Source organism: Vibrio agarilyticus (assembly GCF_012641465.1).
GTDB classification, from domain to species: Bacteria; Pseudomonadota; Gammaproteobacteria; order Enterobacterales; family Vibrionaceae; genus Vibrio; species Vibrio agarilyticus.
This window is the reverse complement of sequence record NZ_JABAIK010000002.1, coordinates 336392-349874: the sequence shown is the minus strand read 5'-3', so window position 1 is coordinate 349874 and position 13483 is coordinate 336392. Positions and strand designations below refer to the sequence as shown.

General features: G+C 47.0%; 15 protein-coding genes. 6 read left to right on the top strand and 9 right to left on the bottom strand.

The annotated features are described in order from the left end of the window. Positions 1–46 precede the first annotated feature (46 nt). The 3 genes from HGP28_RS03520 to HGP28_RS03510 all read right to left on the bottom strand — a co-directional run bounded on the left by HGP28_RS03520 (position 47) and on the right by HGP28_RS03510 (position 1411). On the bottom strand, positions 47–631 hold the full coding sequence (locus HGP28_RS03520) for a hypothetical protein (protein WP_168835049.1): 585 nt from the start codon (positions 629–631) through the stop codon (positions 47–49). A gap of 74 nt (positions 632–705) precedes the next feature. Further along, positions 706–1032: a hypothetical protein gene (locus tag HGP28_RS03515; protein ID WP_168835048.1), complete on the bottom strand. Its 327-nt coding sequence runs from the start codon at positions 1030–1032 to the stop codon at positions 706–708. Positions 1033–1036: 4 nt separating this feature from the next. After that, the gene (locus HGP28_RS03510; RefSeq protein WP_168835047.1) at positions 1037–1411 is read right to left on the bottom strand and encodes a hypothetical protein; all 375 of its coding nucleotides are present in this window, start codon (positions 1409–1411) and stop codon (positions 1037–1039) included. 312 nt (positions 1412–1723) lie between these two features. On the opposite strand from HGP28_RS03510, the gene HGP28_RS03505 reads away from it, so the two are divergent. After that, positions 1724–2008 (top strand): hypothetical protein, encoded by a 285-nt coding sequence (locus HGP28_RS03505; protein ID WP_168835046.1) that lies wholly within the window; start codon positions 1724–1726, stop codon positions 2006–2008. Here the strand turns inward: HGP28_RS03505 and HGP28_RS03500 are convergent. From HGP28_RS03500 to HGP28_RS03480, 5 genes are all read right to left on the bottom strand, one after another. After that, a complete protein-coding gene (locus HGP28_RS03500) occupies positions 1938–3008 on the bottom strand; it encodes a hypothetical protein (RefSeq protein WP_168835045.1) in 1071 nt (356 codons plus the stop codon). The two genes, HGP28_RS03505 and HGP28_RS03500, sit on opposite strands and share 71 nt — an antisense overlap. 21 nt (positions 3009–3029) lie before the next feature. Continuing rightward, the gene (locus HGP28_RS03495) at positions 3030–3806 is read right to left on the bottom strand and encodes a lamin tail domain-containing protein (protein WP_168835044.1); all 777 of its coding nucleotides are present in this window, start codon (positions 3804–3806) and stop codon (positions 3030–3032) included. A 202-nt stretch (positions 3807–4008) separates the two neighbouring features. Next, positions 4009–4896, bottom strand: a complete 888-nt coding sequence (locus tag HGP28_RS03490) for an N-acetylmuramidase family protein (RefSeq protein WP_168835043.1) — start codon at positions 4894–4896, stop codon at positions 4009–4011. Between the two features lie 309 nt (positions 4897–5205). Continuing rightward, on the bottom strand, positions 5206–6012 hold the full coding sequence (locus tag HGP28_RS03485) for a phospholipase A (RefSeq protein ID WP_168835042.1): 807 nt from the start codon (positions 6010–6012) through the stop codon (positions 5206–5208). A gap of 189 nt (positions 6013–6201) precedes the next feature. Further along, positions 6202–7113, bottom strand: a complete 912-nt coding sequence (locus tag HGP28_RS03480; RefSeq protein WP_168835041.1) for a LysR family transcriptional regulator — start codon at positions 7111–7113, stop codon at positions 6202–6204. Between the two features lie 198 nt (positions 7114–7311). Here HGP28_RS03480 and HGP28_RS03475 point away from each other — a divergent pair, with 198 nt between their 5' ends. The 3 genes from HGP28_RS03475 to HGP28_RS03465 are packed head-to-tail and all read left to right on the top strand — an operon-like array spanning position 7312 to position 10070. Continuing rightward, positions 7312–7791 carry a hypothetical protein gene (locus HGP28_RS03475; RefSeq protein WP_168835040.1) on the top strand — a complete coding sequence of 160 codons (480 nt, stop codon included), beginning with the start codon at positions 7312–7314 and terminating at the stop codon, positions 7789–7791. Continuing rightward, on the top strand, positions 7792–8403 hold the full coding sequence (locus HGP28_RS03470; protein ID WP_168835039.1) for a cytochrome c3 family protein: 612 nt from the start codon (positions 7792–7794) through the stop codon (positions 8401–8403). Further along, on the top strand, positions 8403–10070 hold the full coding sequence (locus tag HGP28_RS03465) for an Lcl domain-containing protein (RefSeq protein ID WP_168835038.1): 1668 nt from the start codon (positions 8403–8405) through the stop codon (positions 10068–10070). The genes HGP28_RS03470 and HGP28_RS03465 overlap by 1 nt, the downstream gene beginning before the upstream one ends. A gap of 73 nt (positions 10071–10143) precedes the next feature. Here HGP28_RS03465 and rsgA read toward each other — a convergent pair whose 3' ends face one another. Continuing rightward, positions 10144–11190, bottom strand: coding sequence for a ribosome small subunit-dependent GTPase A (gene rsgA / locus HGP28_RS03460; RefSeq protein WP_168835037.1), 1047 nt, complete (start codon positions 11188–11190; stop codon positions 10144–10146). Between the two features lie 161 nt (positions 11191–11351). Here rsgA and HGP28_RS03455 point away from each other — a divergent pair, with 161 nt between their 5' ends. After that, positions 11352–11693, top strand: coding sequence for an ArsR/SmtB family transcription factor (locus HGP28_RS03455; RefSeq protein ID WP_168835036.1), 342 nt, complete (start codon positions 11352–11354; stop codon positions 11691–11693). 377 nt (positions 11694–12070) lie between these two features. Next, complete coding sequence (gene arsB / locus HGP28_RS03450) at positions 12071–13153, top strand: ACR3 family arsenite efflux transporter (RefSeq protein ID WP_168835035.1); 1083 nt, start codon at positions 12071–12073, stop codon at positions 13151–13153. Positions 13154–13483: the final 330 nt, after the last annotated feature.

Sequence of the window (13483 nt, the reverse complement as noted above, 5' to 3'; positions counted from 1 at the left end):
TGAATCAACAGAAACTTGGGGCAGAATGGGACGATCTCCGGCAAACTCACGAAGATCGTTTTGTGGCCATAAGACTAGAGCGGATCCCAGATAGGGTCCGTAAATGGGGTTGAGGACGACTATTTTTCAATCGATTGGCATGCGCAGGCAACACCATATTATCCTCGGCCAAATTATCAGAAATATCACATACCTTTGGTAACACCAAAGCCGATTCAGGCGCTGCAATCGGCGTCGCCTGTGGTGTCATCACTGGCTTCAAAAAGGGACGAAATGGACACTCCGGTATTGAACTCGGCTCATCAACAAAAGCGTTTTCAGGCATGCTGGTGAGAGTTTGCATCATATCATTGAGGTACGCTCGGTGAGGGTTAAACGCCTCAGGAAACTTAGCAACCTGCGGCGCAACCGAGCTTGACTCAGGGATGGTCGGCTCGCACGGCTCAAGATTGGTGTCTGGCACTATTTTCTGCGTCTTTGTGATTGCAGCAGGGGCCGCACGCGCTACTACAGAGGCCTCATGCATTATCGCCTCTGAGTGTTGTTTCGCGAAGGTGCGGCGAGAACGGCGAACCGATACCCTGCGATAGCCAAAGGGCAGCCAAATTTTGCGTTTGATTCGTAGAGTCATCGATTCATTCCATAATTCAACGCCAGGCCCGGTTTCAAAATAAGACGGCCCGCGAGCGCTTGAATGTCGCGAGATTAAGGCAGTACGGCTTTCTCAACGAGACTAAACACCTGATTCACCACCTGCTGAACCTGCGCTTTGGCCGCAATTTGCCAACTTAGGAGCTCAATTTCCGCAATCTGCTTTTCTCGCTCCAGTTCCATCATCAAGGTTTGTTTATCAATCTCACCTGAGGTATAAGCCGCCAGCAAGGCATCAATATCATGGCTTTGCTTTTCAAACGTGCTCGCAAGCGCGCCACTTATTAGAGCTTTCATCGACGTGGCTTCAAGTTGCTCGCTCACTTGGTCAATCGCTTGTGCCAGTGGTAAATTGGCGGCGAGATTTGGATAGGTCGTCATAGCTCTACTCCTGTGCGTTTTTCTTTGCATTTTCCCCAGCAATAAGCGCATCAAATAGGCGCTGATATTGCTTAATCCGGCGTTCCACAACAAAATCTGACAACCGATTTTGCTGTTGATGTTGCTGCTTATCTTGCGCCCAAAGCTGCGCGAGTATCGTCACCTGTTGTACCGTTTCCTGATTGTTAGCGCGTCGCTGCTGTTGCCGTAGCAAGGCGCGAATTTCAACATCAATATCGAAATAGCGATCACGGAAATCCGCATATCCACGGCGCGCTACTGGCGTGTATTTCAGCGTTTGGTAAAAACGGTCGATTTTTGTTTCAAGCTTGTACATATGATCGACGCTGCGCGCATCGTAACTTGCCACCCATTGCACACTGCATCCTATTAGCAAAAGGAGGCACCATATTCCCAAGCCCCACTTTATCTGTTTCTTCATCTGTCTCATTACCATGATTACTCCCTGTTATACCCAAACAACTTGCTCTTTGCGCTTCTGATACCACAAGCCTCAACAAAGCAGCCCTAGTGTACGCCGACATTGTTGGCAAGCACTGCGCGTAACGAACGGAGTTTTGGGCCTATTTAACCGCGTTATGCCGCGGCACTTTTTAGATACTGGCATGAGCATCGACCAAGTCATGCGCAACTCGCACTGCGAGCAACATTCAACACCAAGGAAAGTGACATGAAAAAAGCACTTATCACCGCACGAAAGGGGCTCAAGCCAGGCAAACTCAAGCCAAAACTCACCCCAGAGCAATTACAACAAAAAGCCAAAATGATCGACACCTTATCTAAGGTTATCGACGATATTGAGCCAATGTCAGCATTGAGCAAAGAGAGTCAAAAACTACTGATGGTGTTGGCCAAAACATTCATTCAGCAAGCGCCACAGAAAATTAACGAGGCAAACGCGCATTTGTTGGCGGTGTCCGGCGCACCTGATCAATCAGACGATCAAGCAACGTAAATAAGACTTCAATGCTGTACCCTGATAAAAACGCCAGCGCCATCGGAGACAGCGCGAGCTCGCCAAGCTCGGGTTTCATCAGCCAGCCGGTAATCATTCCCGCCAAGCAACCCAAGGTAATGCGCAGCCGATACCCCACTTCACGGCTTGCAGTGTATGTGAGCGATCGCACCTGATTAAGTAAGCTACGCAGTACGAAGATGAGCGCGCCGAGCAACCCGTACATTAAAGGCAATAAGGAGTTTTGCACCGTTTGTAACACGGTTTTTGCTGCAATAAACTCCTTTGAAAATTGCACCGGATCAACAGAAGATGAGGCTTCAGCTAACCGCAGTGATGACGCTGGCTCAGGCGTTGTCTCGCCGCTTGACATTACAGCGCTGATCAGTTCAACGATATTGCCGCGAATGCCTTGTAGCTGCCAAATATCGTTCCATTGCACAAGGAGCTGAAAATGAGCGTGATGCTCAGCCGACCACACATGAGGGGATGGCATGTCGGTGAAAGCGGTGGTAATCGCATGACCAAACAGAGAGAACATCTGAAGCCCGAGCAGCCCTAATAATGTGAGTACGGTATAACGGCGATACCAGGTGATCACATTGTTCGCAGAGCCTGAAGGCAAGATTGCGACTGTCTCATGACAAAACCGTCGCCCAACGATACGGCGGTTTTTTTTTGCGCTCGCAACAGGATGCTGAGACAACGTCGCCTCTTGCATTACCGAGGCGTGAGTTGGCCGAACGGCCATTAAGCTTTCTAACGTGACTGGATAAATTTGTCGCGCCAGTTGGTCGTAACATTGCAATAAATGGGCAGTGTCTTCCGCACGCCACTGCTCGGAATGAAGCCGAGAGGCCGCGCGGTAAATGCCAGAGGCTAATCTTGGCTCAACAGAAAGCTCGCCATGCCGGGCAATGTATTCCAACATCTGCTGCGCCTCAACAACCAAGGTGTTTAAATGGCGCTGAGTCAGCATGGCGGCGGTATCTGATGTCATTCGTCTCGTGGCCCGGCTCACTTACCCATAGTGATAAGTGGACACTTCATTATCTTGATAATCGATGAGCTTTGCCGACCCCGATTGGTTGTGCCAAATCGCCTTAGCACTCTCGAAGCTGAACTCGTTATATTGACAATTCGATTTGCTGGTAAACACTTTAACCCGTTCCCCTGCCGACATTTTTGTGTTTTGTGGGAAAACAAAACACGCCGAGTTACGCAGTGACTCAATCCGCCAACCGGCAATAGCCGCATCAGCCTCACTCAGGTTGGTCAGTTCAACGTACTCATCGCCTTCACCACGTCCATTTTCACCATCAAAATGGATATGGCTAATGATAATCGCTGGATGGGCTTTTTTACCATAAGCCAGGCGAGACACAACTGTGCCATCACTATGGTACAAGGTGCCAACATCCCCTCGATTATTCCAAATCGGCCGAGAGGAGCCAAAGTTCACCTCGCCAGCTCCGGTATAAACGTTGAGCGATGCGAATGGCGCTAAAACAGTCCCTTCAGCAAACGTAACCCGTTGCTCAGGCGCTCCGGCGCAAAGTTGCCAACCACTGATATCAACCATTAGACTTCCTCGATTATGCAGCCTTGCGTATTCATTCATTGGATCGTCTGCAACTTGATGGTTAATCTCGCTTATTTCCACTTGATGACGCATCTGGATCTGGTTGAGTGCTTGCCAATAAGAATCCATCTCCGGCTCTGACATAAACGGTTTTGCCGCTAAAATTTCCAGTAAGTTAACCAGTGAATTTTGTGTCGTTTCGATGACATTTGGCATAGTAATCTCCTTATTTTTCTATCGATGCCCAAACCACGTGAAGGTGCAGCTAGGCGGCAAACACTCAAAGCCTCTGAGCACTTCGTGAACATAGACGAACACTATCATGAGGTTTGAGAGCGCCCGCCAACCACGCTATAACGTCAAGTGGAAAGGGTATACTTGGCAATTTAATTTCGATGAGAATTGCGCATTGCTGTGATTATGATGCTGCGTCATACGCGGCTTTTAATTTGGCATCATAATGATTTTCAGCATAGCCTGGGCCGTTGTAATGACGCGCAAACGTCGCCCAATCGAGTGACTGGATCGCTTGATGAAGACGTGAATTGGACAAAATGAAGCCGACAAAAGCATCGAGATGATGAGATTCCGCCACAAACATATCATGAACAAAATCTTCAATGTCATCATACCCAGCGGCATGATGGTTAAAGCCCATGATCTGATAACGACCGTAAGAAGCCGACATCAATGCGGCGTGGCGATCCAGCATCATGGCTTGTTGCAAGCGTTGATATTCTTGCTCGCCGCCTTGATACAGTGACCGATCCCATTTTTTGCTCGAGAGCGACGGATGGCTCTCATCAAAACGCGAATCACTGTATTTTGAAAAAATGTGCGCTTCAAATAAAATCGCAGGCGCGCCATTGGCAAAAAAACCACTTCCCTTTGATTCAACCTCAGATACGGCTTTTATTGCCGCGACCTCACACTCCAATCTTTCTGCTGCGCGGAGAAAATCAGAGTCGCTCAACCCCGTTGTGGGTTTAATGCGAGGCAAAAACAAACCCAATATTGGAGAAATGGCATTACTGCATGCTTTTGCTAACCCTCTATGGCTGCGGCCCCCTTCATCAATACGGTAATCTGGATTATTAAAACCCAATAAGCGACTTTGAAAGCGGCCAATCGCAATGCAAGTGGGCGATTGATTTGGCGGGGTGATTATCACACCATCTTCGGATAGTGGCTGAGTCAACCCAATTTTATCACTGAGCTGATTCAGCGCCTTCTGCACGGCCAATACATCGTCGTATTGGTTTGGCGCGCCAGCACCGACGGCGCGATTCATATGAATGCTTTTCATGACGACTCCCTGATCTAAGAATGGATACCCAAACCATTTGAAAATGCAGCTCGTCAGCAAAGCAATCTCTAACCATAGCAGCAACTATGATGAGGTTTGTTTGCGTTAATCGCTAGTGCCGTAGCAAACGCACTGCAAAATCAAGCAAAATGGGTAGAGACCAAAAAGTATCACAGCCGAACCCGCAACAATCGGCCAAACCACGTGTTTATGCGGGTCAATCTAAGCGACCAATAGAAGTATGTGACGAACGTACTCTACTGGCCACTATTCACTGATGAGGCGTCAGATTTAAAATTCAAATCAGATTTAAAATTCAAAGTAGAACCCAAGTCCAAAGGCATTATGTCGAAAATTATAATTGGAAATCGTGGTGCCATAACCCGCTTCTGCTTTTGCATACCCTTTAATGCCTTGATACACAGGAAAGGTCCACGCTAAACGGTAGTAGCCACGGCTAAAGCCGCTTTCAATGCCATTGCGCATCATCGCTTTTAAGGTCTGATGATCACTAATATTCCAAGCCAATTCGGTTTCACCATAGCCTAAATAGTGTTTTATATCGGGGTTATAATCGGTGCCAGTATGCACCCGGACCCAAGGCGTCACTTGCAGATAGCCCCAATCAAACGGAATATTAAGACCGGCGTAAAGCCGATTCCAGCTCACCTCTTCATCGCCCCCAGCGCCATTTGACTCATGTTCAAAACCGAGTGCCACACTGTAATCTTGTTGTTCAAGAAGGTAATAAAGCTCAGGGTTGTAGTCATTGTCGCGAAAATACGCTGAACTGGCGTAAGCTTCCCAGTTGGACGTTTGGCTGTAGGCCAGAAACAGGTTATGCCGCTCAATCCGCGCAATACGGTATTTCACGCTAAAACGAAATTGAATGAATGTATCTTTTACCGCGTCATCATTGGGATTCAACGGTCGAAAACGCGCTTGGTTCACGCGCGTTTCATGGTAAACCGGCAAAAAGTAGTTATCTTTAAACGCGGAAAAGCGAGCGTCTTTCTCATCGGTACTTTTCGGTTGCGACCACTGTGCAGCATAAGCACTACCTAAGGTTACAACGCTACTCAGTGTTACACAGATTAACGAGGGGATGATCTTCATTGCTCTCGCTCCTTCGATTATGGCAATACGGCTCTTCATGACTATAAAAATAGTCTGCTTTTTTAAAGCGCAACATGTTGCCTAATGAATAATCCCTCATTAAATTGTTACATTGCTGAGACGAGTAATACATTTATCGAGCGACGACGCTCAAGTCACTTCATTTGAGGCAAAGAGCAAACCATGAGTTTAGCGTGCGGGCACTTGCATGCCTTGGTCGGAAAAAAATTGGGCCAAATCTTCAATAAACAGCTTGTAACGGCGCGGCGTCTGAACGCTCTGCTTATAAAAAACACTAATCTCTCCCATTTGAAAGGCTTCCCTTTCAAGCAGATGAATGAGTTCGCCGGTTTCCAAATGCGTTTTAACTTGTTCAATCGGCACCAACCCGACCCCCTGATGCTGTTGAATCATCATAATGGCCAAATCCACCGAATTGGTACCACAGCGCCCATTAATGTTGACGGTTTTAACGTGCCCCTGTTCGTCTTGCAACTCCCAACGATTTGCGCCAGCAGGCAGATCATCAAAAACAATGCATTGATGAAGTTCCAAATCATGCGTGTATTTTGGGGTTCCGTGTTTTTTGAGATACGTGGCAGAGGCAACGCATCCACGTCGATACTGGCCAAGCACTCGCTTTACGACATTTTCTGATGTCAGAGGGTATGGTGATATCATCAAATCAACCGCTTCAAAGTTTTCAAGACAGCCACGTGAAAACGTTTTGATTCTGACCGCAATATCAGGATAGTTTTGCATAAAGCTGGGCAAAAAATGCTGAGTCAAGTTGCGTCCCATCGAGGGCAGACAACCAATAACTAAGCTGCCCTGACTGGCCTTAGATTCAAGATGCATACCCTCTTTTGAGATATCAATGGTTTCCACCACTCGCTCTGCCATTTCAAAAAAGGTGACACCTTGTGGGGTCAAGCTGATAGCACTTCCACGACGATGCACTAAGGGGGTTCCCATATAGTGCTCAAGGGCTTTGATTCGACGACTCAAAGATGGCTGGCTAATATCAAATTCTTTAGCGGTTTCAGTAAAATTTAGCTTTCGCGCAAGAACCGTAAACATACGCATGGTTTCAATGTCCATCGCGTCTCCTACAACTATTTTTCACTTCATTTTCCCATTTTTTGATCTCGCAAAGCTAATACGGTTTTTGCATAGCAGCGATAGAGAGATTGCGTTTTGGAATATCGCCCCCTCGCTATAATCGGGCCTCCTTATATGTCTAAACGAGCAGTTTATGTGCCCCCACTGCTTCGTCATGACAGAGTTTTAGAGGCAATAATGAAAAAACTCCTCCCCCTTTCAGCACTATTATTATCCACGACCACACTCGCGAGTGTGAACGTCAACCACTGCTTTATTATCGAGCCAGAACCTAAGGCCAATGAAACGTATTTATTTTTAGATATCGATTATCGTATTGATGAGGAGACAAAAGCGTTACGTATTCCCTCTCCTGAAGCCATCGTCGGAGGGCGCATTGATGCTCTAACGCAAGATGTGCAAATCCGTATTCAGGCCAATCCTAACCAACCAACGACTCAACGCTTACCTCGCATCAACCTAAAACCCGATGGCGTAACGTCGCTCAACTTAGAAAATGCGCATTTAAAACTATTCAATTTAACCCGTCGTCCAATTCAAGGCGAGCAATACACTTTTGTCCCTTGGCTTCAATATCACGACGAAATTCCATGCCAAGCCAAAGTCGTCACAATGGCACAGTACCAAGCGTTCACGGCCGCTAAGGAGACAAAATAAATGTCCCTTATTCATGCAATAAAAAGCACCAAGGGCAAAATTGTTGCCTTAATCACAACCGCTGGTATCGGAATTGGCGCGCTGATGGCACTGCCCGCCGTTGAAGTGCTGCACGTTTTTAGCACTAACGAGTTTTGTGGTTCATGCCACACGATGGAACCGATGGTCGAGACGTTCGCAAGAAGCGTTCATGGCGGTAACAACAGCCAAGGTTTCGTTGCTGAATGCGTTGATTGTCATTTGCCGAAATCGAATGTGGTTGAAACCTTGTATGTGAAAGGCACATCAGGGATCCGCCATTTATGGGGAGAATACATCGAAGGCAAAGAAGTGCTGGACTATGAGATCTTGCACAATAAACGAACCGAATTTGTGTATGACTCAGGGTGTCTTGATTGCCATCGTGGCCTTGAAGAAAAGGCCACTAACGCCGATACCACCGCGCCTATTCGCGATCAAGTGCATCAACAGGCTTTTGCCAATCGTCAAAGCGATCCCGATTATCAATGCGCAAGCTGCCATTACGACATCGCGCACCCGAACCTAAAACATGAAATGCAAACGCGTCAAACGCAACTGCGCCAACACTATGCTCAAGAAGGCAATCTGTGATGAATAAACCCTCAATATTAGGTCTTGTCATTGCGGCAAGCCTAGCAACACCGATGACCGTATTCGCCGCCGAAGACATCGACAACGGCTATTACGATTACATTATCAACCGCACTGTTGAAGATCTGACACCAGCAGATCGCAAGCTCGCCGCCCTCATCGTGAGTGATTGCTACCTTGGCTGTCACCGTCCCGCGCTTGAAGAAGTTCCAGAAACACTCAGCCCAAAGCTTGAAGGCTTTGACCCGCAGTATTTTTACAATCAATGGGTTGATATGGACAACGAACGAACGTCTGGCATTTCATCGCAAATGAAACTCAAAGTGTACGGATACCCACCGCGCGACTTGGCCACCGTGGCCCTCTTTATGAGTGAGCGCAAAATGAAATATAACCCAACCCAAGAGGCGTTGGACAGTGAAGCGTTCAAGCGTGGCAAAGCCAAATACGACGCTTCTTGTAAAATGTGTCATGGTGAGCAAGGGGCCAGTACCCATGAGCGCTATCCGCCACTGAAAGGCCAAATGCCAATGTACATCGTTGAACAGATGCGTGCCTATCGCGATGAAACGCGCACCAACCGAGATGCGCCAATCATGTACCCATTTGCCAAAATGTATAGTGAAGAAGATTATCGCGACATCGCCACCTATGTTTCGGGACAAAAGCCGGTTCAAATTGAGTATCACGAATTTATTTCTGGTATTGGCATGCCAGCGCCACAAGGGTTTAAGCTGCCCGACTCAGGCCAAATTCAGAACTTTACCGATACCAAAGGGGAAGACTCTGACTACATAAATGCGCCGCTCGATTACACCATCAGTGAGTCAGGCAAAGTCACTATCGACAACAACACCAAGCTGATGTGGGAACGCGAAGCATCTCGTATCTGGATGACCGCCCTTGAGGGTGAGCAATACTGTGAAAACCTAGAGCTGGATGGTTACCAAGATTGGCGTTTTCCACTGATGAAAGAGCTACAAAGTATCGCCGATTACGGGAACTTCCGCCCAGCCATTGATACCAACGCTTTTCCCAATATGCCTCGTATGGCCGCAGGGATCTGGACATTCCCGAAATCGGATCACCCTGATCATGTTTGGCACATCGGCTTTCCGGATGCGCACATCATGGGCCAACATACCGCTTCAACCAAATTAGTGCGCTGCGTTCGCGCAGATAATGGCGCGGCTTACCACAACATGAGCTATGTTGATAATCAAAATGGCACAGTAACCGAAAATGTGACCCAAAGAATGTGGCAGAAACACATTGATTTTCAACAGCGTCCTTGGGAAGAGGCAATGCAATATTGTGAAAATCTAAACCTCGGCGGTCATCAAGATTGGCGTTTACCAAATGTCAAAGAGGCTGTATCGATTGTCAATTACAACAAAACCTCGCCTGCAATTGATGAGCAATATTTCCCAGATACGCCATCAAAATCGTTCTTTTGGACAAGCTCATCTGATGTGGCAGGCCCCTTCTGGTTTGCTCGACCACTGAATATGCGCAAAGATCAGCAAACCGCAGAAGAGCTAGACTTACGTACCGACAAAGGTCAAAAAGACAGTGCTTGGGCTGTGGGTTACCAAATTGGCAGTGGCTTAGGGATGCAAAAATCCATGCCATTCTATACCCGTTGCATTCGCACCATTCACCAATAACCCCTTGTATGGGCGCGACTACGCGCCCTATTCTCTTGCAACACAATCTGAGATGCGGGAGGTTATCCGAGACTCAGTAGCCTTTTTTGTATTTTTTTGTCGCGCTTTGAGCACTGCTGATGAGCTTGCCTAACGCCTTATCTTTAGAGCGCTTTTCAGCCAATGTTGCTCCGTTAACCGCTTGCTCTTGCAGGAGTTTTTGATAGCTATTTAAACGCCTTTCGGTTAAATCACCCCGTTCTAATGCACGTTGAACAGCGCAACCCGGTTCATTTTGGTGTGAACAATCCGAAAAGCGACACTGACTCGCCAGCGCTGAAATTTCAGCAAACGTCTCACTGACTCCTTGCTCGCTGCTGCCAAGTTGCAACTCTCTCATTCCGGGCGTATCCATTAACAGACCACCGTTAGGCAGCAACTTTAACGCGCGGTGAGTCGTGGTGTGGCGACCTTTGCTATCCTCTTCACGAATGCTGCCGGTTTGCATCGACTCAAAACCCAGCAAGCCGTTGACCAACGTCGATTTTCCTACCCCTGATGAACCGAGAAAAGCCAGCGTTTTGCCTTGGTGACAGTATGTGCCAAGCGATTGAATATCATGCTCATCCAATGCATTCAATGTGCGAACATCGAGCAGAGGATCGAGCTGCTGTACTTGCGCTCGCTTTTCGTCTGCACTTTCACAAAGATCGGCTTTAGTTAAAAGGATCACAGGCTCAACCATAGCTTCACGAGCGAGCGTTAAGTACCTTTCGATACGGCATAAACTAAAGTCATGGTTTAACGACGAAACAATCATGACAGTATCAATGTTCGAGGCGATTAACTGAGTATCCACCTTTGAACCTGGTGCTTTACGCTCAAATAGGGATTGACGTTCTAGTCGGCGATGCATTCTATTTTGCGCGTCAAATAATAACCAATCGCCCACGCAAACTCTGTCATCAGTACTGGTAAAAGTTACGCTTTTTTGCCCCTGTTCAAACATGACAACGACGCGGTCTCGGTGCTGTTCAATCACACGACCAATATGGTATTCCGTTAAATCTTCTAAGCTGAGTTGCTGTTGAAAGAAGGGTTTCCATCCGAGCTGTTGAAGCGTTGGGATTTCGCTGTTCATCGGCTTTGCTCTTGTGTCAATAGTGCCACTATCATAGCGCTATCTCACTAGGAAGCGATTGAATATTTCCGACAGCTATACCTAAATAACGTCAATCAATCTACTTGCCTTCTCACAACAACAGGTGTAAATTCATCGTCAATCGACGATTGAGGTGTGATATGAATAAAACCTGTGCCAGTGTGGCCAATATCGATCTTAGCGCCAGTGAAGCAACACTGTTACAAGAGCAACAGCTCGCCATGCTGGCAAAAGCACTTGCTCACCCCGCACGCGTCAGAATACTGAAAATGTTACTCACGCTTGATCAGATGGGCGGCTGTTTAAACAGTGATTTGGTCTCAGAGCTGGGCTTAGCGCAGTCAACGGTATCGGAGCATTTGCGTATTCTAAAACAGGCTGGGTTCATCACTGCCGAGGCGATGCCACCCAAAGTGTGTTATCGCATCAATCGTGAGCAACTTAGCCAGTTCTCTTTAACGTTTGATGGCCTTTTTGGCTAATCCATATACCCAAACAACTTGGAGTTGCAGGTAGGCGGCAAACGAGCAAAGCCTCTGAGCATAGACGAACTATGTGATGAGGTTTGTGAGAGCCCGCCAACAACGCTGCAACTTCAAGTGGAAAGGGTATAGCCAAACAACTTGAAGATGCAGGTAAACGAGCAAAGCCTCCGTGCACTTCGTGAACATAGATAAACTCTGTGATGAAGTTTGTGATAGCTCACTAACACAGCCGCAACTTCAAGTAGGACGGATATAGTTATTCGATACCCAAGTAAGTTCTATTGAGACGGGTATCAGTGGCAGACTCATCTTTCTAAGGTGAGTCGTTAACCTCAAATAAATCGTCTTTCGACGATAAACGAAAGGAAATGGTGATGAGCGAGACTTGCCCTTCCCCAACCGCGCACGCATCCGCGGCACAAAATATGCGCTTTTTAGACCGTTACTTAACCGTATGGATTTTTTTAGCTATGGCGCTTGGCGTCGCGATTGGTGCCTTGTTTCCCAACGTTGCGCAGTGGAACGAATCTCTCAGTGTTGGTAGCACGAACATTGCGTTGGCGGTTGGCTTGATTTTGATGATGTACCCACCATTGGCAAAGGTGGACTATCGCTCAATGGGCAAAGTTCGTCATGACAAGAAAGCCATTACCCTCTCGCTTATCATGAACTGGATTGTTGGCCCCATCTTAATGTTCATTCTCGCATTGACATTTCTTGGTGATCACCCCGGTTATATGGTGGGCATCATTCTAATTGGCCTTGCTCGCTGCATCGCAATGGTATTGGTTTGGAATGACATCGGTGGCGGAAATCGCGAATATGGCGCAGCCTTGGTTGCATTAAACAGTGCATTCCAAATTGCGACCTACAGTTTTATGGCATGGTTATTTATCAGTGTATTGCCACCCATGCTTGGCTACCAAGGCTTTGACGTCGATATCTCAATCGCGCAAATTGCTGAAAGCGTACTGATTTATCTTGGTATTCCGTTTGCCGCAGGCTATTTAAGCCGCACGCTGCTCAGCCGCTGGAAAGGCGAGGCATGGTATAATGACGTTTTTATTCCGCGCATCTCTCCCATCACGCTCATTGCGCTATTGGGCACCATCGTTTTGATGTTCAGCCTAAAAGGTGAAATGATCCTTGAGCTACCAATGGATGTTTTGCGGGTTGCGGTTCCACTTGCTATCTACTTTGTGGTGATGTTCTTTGTCAGCTTCTGGATTGGCAAAAAAATGGGGATCGCCTATGACAAAAATGCGTCCATCGCCTTTACCGCCACGGGAAATAACTTTGAATTGGCCATCGCCGTATCCATTGCCGTCTTTGGTTTAGGATCCGAGCAAGCTTTTGCGGGTGTTATTGGGCCACTGATTGAAGTACCGGTATTAATTTTACTGGCTAATGTGGCACTAAAAATGAAAGCGCGTTATCCACAATTTTCATCTAAATAACCAATCCCCTCCACAACTCACCTTAAGATGAGCGGTTTAGCGAAAATAGCTTAACCGTTCATTTTACATCCATGATTACAATCAAACTGCAACATTTATCAAACGAATATTAAACTAAGCGTACCGTAAAAATCGCAAGATCATAAAACAAACACGTGTCGGTCACAAAAAAAACAATTTATTGTTTTATGTTCACCATAAATTAACATAGATCAAAACTGTTGCAGTTATTGATAATAACGATTGTCATTGCCATTCAGAAAGGCGTATTTTCCTCATTGTCAAATGACACCCGAACCGTCTTGGTCACAGCATATAAAACACCGCAGT